The 5,676-nt window shown below is 39.3% G+C and carries 3 protein-coding genes and 4 pseudogenes; 2 read left to right on the top strand and 5 right to left on the bottom strand.

What is annotated here, in order from left to right:
- A pseudogene (locus tag METMK1DRAFT_RS16930) lies at nt 1-167 on the top strand (ISH3 family transposase); the annotation flags it as partial.
- Between the two features lie 18 nt (nt 168-185).
- On the opposite strand, the pseudogene METMK1DRAFT_RS00100 reads toward METMK1DRAFT_RS16930, so the two are convergent.
- The 4 genes and pseudogenes from METMK1DRAFT_RS00100 to METMK1DRAFT_RS00085 all read right to left on the bottom strand — a co-directional run.
- Nucleotides 186-386 (bottom strand): annotated as a pseudogene (locus tag METMK1DRAFT_RS00100) (IS256 family transposase); the annotation flags it as partial.
- Nucleotides 387-452: 66 nt separating this feature from the next.
- Nucleotides 453-1,163: pseudogene (locus METMK1DRAFT_RS00095) on the bottom strand (glycosyltransferase family 2 protein).
- Between the two features lie 76 nt (nt 1,164-1,239).
- Nucleotides 1,240-2,235: a glycosyltransferase gene (locus tag METMK1DRAFT_RS00090; protein ID WP_009069287.1), complete on the bottom strand. Its 996-nt coding sequence runs from the start codon at nt 2,233-2,235 to the stop codon at nt 1,240-1,242.
- A gap of 309 nt (nt 2,236-2,544) precedes the next feature.
- Nucleotides 2,545-3,087: a glycosyltransferase family 4 protein gene (locus METMK1DRAFT_RS00085; RefSeq protein ID WP_009069285.1), complete on the bottom strand. Its 543-nt coding sequence runs from the start codon at nt 3,085-3,087 to the stop codon at nt 2,545-2,547.
- Nucleotides 3,088-3,763: 676 nt separating this feature from the next.
- On the opposite strand from METMK1DRAFT_RS00085, the gene METMK1DRAFT_RS00080 reads away from it, so the two are divergent.
- Nucleotides 3,764-4,153, top strand: coding sequence for a glycosyltransferase family 2 protein (locus METMK1DRAFT_RS00080; protein ID WP_009069279.1), 390 nt, complete (start codon nt 3,764-3,766; stop codon nt 4,151-4,153).
- A 95-nt stretch (nt 4,154-4,248) separates the two neighbouring features.
- Here METMK1DRAFT_RS00080 and METMK1DRAFT_RS00075 read toward each other — a convergent pair.
- Nucleotides 4,249-5,320, bottom strand: a pseudogene (locus METMK1DRAFT_RS00075) (transposase).
- Nucleotides 5,321-5,676 lie beyond the last annotated feature (356 nt).

Here is a 5,676-nt window from a genome sequence, read left to right as displayed (position 1 = left end):
GTGGTCCTCTACTCCCTGTACACCGTGTTCAAGGGGAGGTGAGGAGGGAGGAGTTCAGGTTACTCCTAATACTCTTGTTTTCTGATGATTTATTCTATCTAAAAGATTTTCTACTTAAATCAATAGAACCGCTTATTAATAATATAGATTTATTTTCAAGGAGGTGATTTTGGGTCTACCGCCCGGAGGGAGACCTTGAACTCCTTCAAGAACCTGTACCTGGCGTAACCCCTCCTCCTCACCTCCTTCCCCCTGACGTACCTGGGGGAGGTCCTCCTCTCCTCCAGGGCCCTCCTCTCGATCTCAGCTATTTCATTTAATGGCGCGTCCTTCCCAAGTAACTCGGGGACGAGCGAGGTCACCACGTGATTGGATAGAGATCTCATGGTATGACCTAGCGCTCGTCCCCTTTTTAGTGTTACTGATGTAGGATCAATTAAGTCACTTTCATTCTATAGAAACAAATAGAAATCGCAATGGAGCCCTGAATCGCCCACCAAATGAGATTTTAACGATTTTTGGTAATAAGAAAGTAAGTGCTCCACATGTACTTTAGGATTTAATACAATCTTATATCCGGCTCTTCTAACCCTTTCAGCAAAATCTATGTCGTGCATACCGTATTTATATGAGTTATCAAGCAAGCCGACTTTCTCTATAACTTCTCTTCTAATAAGATCGTTATTCAGCCCGCTATATAGTACTTCCATTATAGGCAAGTTAGGTACTTTATCGTGCCACCCTAGTATGTAAATATAGGAGAATATTTTATTAACCGTACTCCTGAGTTTTTTAACTGGGGTAATGAAAAGCGAAGAAGCTATGCCAATCCTTTCATCTTTTTTGACCGTTTCAAGCATTACTGAAATCCAGTCTCTATCTCCTAGAACTAGATCGTCGTGTAAAATTAAAATGTATTCTCCTTTAGCTTTACTTATTCCTTCATTTATAGCTCCTGCATGACCTAGTTTTTCCCTCATATTTATAGTATCTTATCGGTAAGTGGTCTATGTATTTTTTACAATCTCTTCGGTCTTATCTTTAGAACCGTTGTCTATTATGATTACTTCATAATCGTCATGGAAGTCTTGAGCTTTAATGCTTTCTAATAACTCACCAATTGTATCCTCAGCATTGGAAGTAGGAATAACAATTGATAGCATGACATAATAATAGGAATAAGTTCCAGTATATAAAAGAACATTTACGTTCTAAAAATTATGTAAGTCCGGTCAACGGTTAATATCCCTTTTTGCTTCTCATCTCAGATACTTTCTTTTTGCCTAAGATTAGTTGCGCTAAAACCCCTTTTGTAACATTATAAAGATCTTTTGTCGATATTATATTTTTAAGATAATAGTCTAGTGTTAAAACAAAAATGCGAACTAAAGAAGGAACTTTAACCTTATAATCGCAGTTAACGAAATTATTTTCAGCACTTAAATAAAGGTATAAATAAAGAAGATCTCTTTTAATTATTTTTTTACAGCTTTCACAATCTGGCAGCATAGAATAAATTTTCAATAAATCATTTACTGTTCTATTAAAGGTACATACAATTTTCCCTTTTCTTTCATTGAATTCATCAGAACTATGAGTATTACCAATAGTAGACGAACCAGAACCTACTCTGAAATAAGTTAATTTCTCAGGAATATGTAATAGTTTTCCGAAAACTAATGAAAAATATATTATTACTAAATCAACTGATATATCGATTTGAGCTATATAATTTTTAATTTTTTTTAGAGTGTCTTTTCTTATAGAAAGAGAACTATTATTGCTTAAAAGAAAGTAATTTTCCCTAATTATCTGAACAATATTGTCCTTCCTTATCTCAATTTCAAATGGAATTTTATCTAATTCATAATTTAAATCAATACCGTTCTCGTCCACTAATTTCCTTGAGTTATGAACGGTTACTATATCTCTTCTTTTCTCAAAAATTTTATTTATATATTCAATTTTATTTTTATGAAACATATCATCGTCCTCAAGGAAATATACAATGTCAATATCATCTCTTAGAGCCTTAATTGCATCAAACATCTTCTTTCCTAATTGTGGATAATCTGCCTCAATCACAGTTGCATTTATAGAGTTGTTCAACATCTTCGGATTGTCAGCTACTATAATTATCTGATCTGGTTTGACTGTTTGAGATAAAACTGAGTTTAACGCTTCATCAATATACTTATACCTCTTGTAAACTGTAATTATTACTGCTGACTTCACAAGTATAGCTTAAATTACCAGTTAATATTTTTTGAGAAACGAATTATCAAAGTCCTCATACGTTTACAGTTATTGAACCCAAGCGTAACCTATATTGACGACGCATATAATGTGATTTGAAGATAGTTTGCCCTCATCTGGCACGATACTAAATTAAACCGTTCAACTCAGCTGTTAACAAAGAGTAGAAATGATGTATTTTAAACTATAAAAATAAGCTCTATAACAATTAAAACTTATACATTTACTACAGTAAATCAATAACAGTAAACCAGAAATTAATACAATTTTATTATACTATTTTATAACTTAATTTATTTCTTTTAAAGCTTTCTCAAAATTCTTTACTGTTTTTGCCCATGTAAATTTTTTGGCAGTCTCTAGTCCATTCTCTATCATTCTCTCCCTCAGTTTATCATCTTGAATCACTTTCAGTAAATTATCTGACAAGGATTTAACGTCGCCAGGTTGCGATATTAACGTATTAAAACCATCTATAGCGTAATCCCTAGAACCTTTATTATCACTCATAACTACTGGAGTTCCGCAAGCCATAGCCTCTAATGGAGGTAAACCAAAGCCTTCAGCATAAGATGTATGGAGAAAAACATCTGATGACGAATAAAGTTCAGCAAGGACTTCGTCTGATACGTTAGAAAATACTGAGTATTCGAAGTCTAATCCTATAGTCTTTGAATAATGCCTAAAAAGACTTTTACCTCCAACAAAAACTACATGAATAGGAACCTTTTTATTAACGTTCTTTAAGACTTCCAGTGCTACTTCGTCACCTTTAAACCTAGACCCCCTTAATATTACCATAACCCTCTTCTTCTGATTTTGGCTATTCATTCTTCTTGGTCTAAAAATGTTCAAATCAACTCCGGGATGCGCTATGGTAACTTTCGCTGTAGGATTATTTCCACAATTAGTTGTTTAGCGTAAGAAGAGACTGTTATAAAAGAGAATGGTAACTTTAGCGAGTGATAAAACATGTTTAAGCCTAACTTTCCTTCATTTCCCTCTACCAGTTCTGGAAAGTCTTGCATCAAATAAAATGGGTTTTTTATTTTGTGAAAACCAAACTGAGAACGCTGTCAAGTAATAAGTCGCAACAGTAACGTCTGAGTCAAAGCTTCTGATTAACTCAGCTAATTCAATAATAATGTCCGGTCTTACACCGAGTTTAGACGAAATTAAAAGAAAAGTATCATAAGGGTTTCTCTTAGCACTTCGTAGAGTAACGTATCTATAAAACTTGTAAAAAGCGTACACTACCGAACTAAACGTATTTAAGTTTAATGGCTTATAAATAACTTCTGCCCTTAAATTCTTGAACCAACTATGATCTCCGGTCAAAGCAACTATTTTTCACATCATAACCTTTATCCTTTAACCCGTTAGCTACTTCAAAGATATATCTAACTCCGCCGGTTAGTCCCGTGCTAATTAATGCGAACAAAATTTTCATAAATTAATCTATAGTGTAATAAAAAATTTATTAACCGCTTATGTATTATACTCCTAAATGTTAATTAGCGTAATTATATCAGCTTATAATAGAAAAGAGTTCCTTAAAAACGCAATAAGGAGCGTTTATACTCAGTTATTAGATAAAGGATTATATGAAGTGGTTATAGTTAAGAACTTTGAAGATAAAGACATAGACGATTATATTGCAAAATTAGGCTATAAAAATATTATATATGATACTCCTAGCTATGGGGAGCAAGTTAGCGTAGGAATTGAAGAGTCAAAGGGTGAAATTTTGGCATTTCTAGAGGACGACGACGAGTTTAAACCAAATAAACTAAGTAAAATATACAAGGTATTTAGTACCCAAAAAGAAGTGTCGTACTTTCATGATACAAGAGAGTATATTTATAATGATAAAAAATTGTGGAGTGGACATAGATAATAAAGACCTAAAATCAGCTTGATTGAACAATACCTTGAAGCGATAACGCCTCACAAAGACATTCTGATAAATTAATATACAGCAGTTATGGGACTTTAACGTAACTTAAAGATTTTCATCAGCCCAGGTGGTCCGCCTAAATGACGTTCAACGAACCTGAGGAACGCCTCCACGCTCCTCAGGTTAAGCTCCCCCACCAGCTCCCTGACGACGTTGGTCATGATGGTGAAGATCGTGAGGTAGCCCTGGAGTCTCTCCCTCCTCCAGAACGAGGAGTCCTCCAGTCCCAGGGCCTTGACGTCCCTGTGGAGCTCCTCGATCTCCCACCTCATCCTCCAGGCCTCCTCGATCTCCTCCTCGCTGAGCGAGAGGTCGGTCGTGTAGAGGTACCTGGCGTGTGTCCCGGAGTCACGTTTATATTCCCGGACTAGCAACTTTACCGTAACCACTCGGTCTCCCAGGGTCAGGTCGGCGTAGTAGACTCCGGGGGGTAGGTCTCCCACTCGGAGGTGTCCCTCCACCTCCTCGAGGGTCCCCTGGACCGACTCGACCCTGAGGAGCCTCCGGTTGGACTTGAGCTCAGACACCACGTTGTCCGTCACGAGCTTCTCGGACCAGTACCACGAGTCGAAGACGACCCTGGACACGCGGAAGCGCCCCTTGAGCACGTCCAACTCTTGGTCTTGAACTCGGCGACCATCCCCAAATCCAACATCTTCCTCACGGCGTAGGGGAAGGCCCCCACCATGAACGTCCTGCCCGTGGAGAGGTCCACTATGGCGACCGTGAGGAGCTGCACGCCCCTCTCAAACCTCCCGTGGGTGTGGCAGTAGATCCAGTAGTTCTCGGGGGCTCACGTCCCTCCCCCTGGAGCGTCGTGGTCCACGGTGTCGTCTATGATGACGGCCACCTGACCCTTCACCAGTCTGACAGGACCTCCAGTCCCTCCACGTGTCGTCGAGTTCTCCCAACGCCCCCAGCAGGTTTGAGTAGTCCAACCCGAACGTCTCGGCCGCGTTCCTCACGCTGGCCCTCCCACCTACCGGGATCATGAGGACTAGCGCTAATTAACCTTCCTGCTCCTCCCCTGACCACGCCCAGCCTGTTGACCTCCCTGACCGGCCTCTCCCTAGCGAACTCGATCGATCCCTTTCCGCACCTTCTCAGCAGGACGACGTCAAAAAACTTCTCGCTAATACCGACTTTCCTGTATTACCTCTCTAAGATTCCCACAATTGCTGACCAGAGAAAATTGAGGGTCACATCACTTTTTAGATTTTGTCTTGGTTTCAAGGCAGTTAACGAAAAGCCCCGTACTGCTGGATCACAAACCCCCGTCCATTGCATTCTCAGGTCCAGGACGCGAAGGATGGACAGACGTGTAAGTCACCCTTCCCCACTAGATAGTATCGCTCTCAACCTTTCCTCCTCTCACTTACCCAGATGTACAAAGCCACCATTAGTCCCACAATTAGTATTGCGATACTCACGTACACGTTACTCTGGTTACTTTGAACTTGTGA

This window comes from Metallosphaera yellowstonensis MK1 (genome assembly GCF_000243315.1).
GTDB lineage: Archaea > Thermoproteota > Thermoprotei_A > Sulfolobales > Sulfolobaceae > Metallosphaera > Metallosphaera yellowstonensis.
Note: the sequence above shows the minus strand (reverse complement) of the source record. Positions and strands in the feature narration are given on the sequence as shown.

Coding starts and splice junctions, on each gene's coding strand:
- METMK1DRAFT_RS00085 (WP_009069285.1), bottom strand. CDS start 3,087: ATGAATAGCCAAAATCAGAAGAAGAGGGTTATGGTAATATTAAGGGGG.
- METMK1DRAFT_RS00080 (WP_009069279.1), top strand. CDS start 3,764: ATGTTAATTAGCGTAATTATATCAGCTTATAATAGAAAAGAGTTCCTT.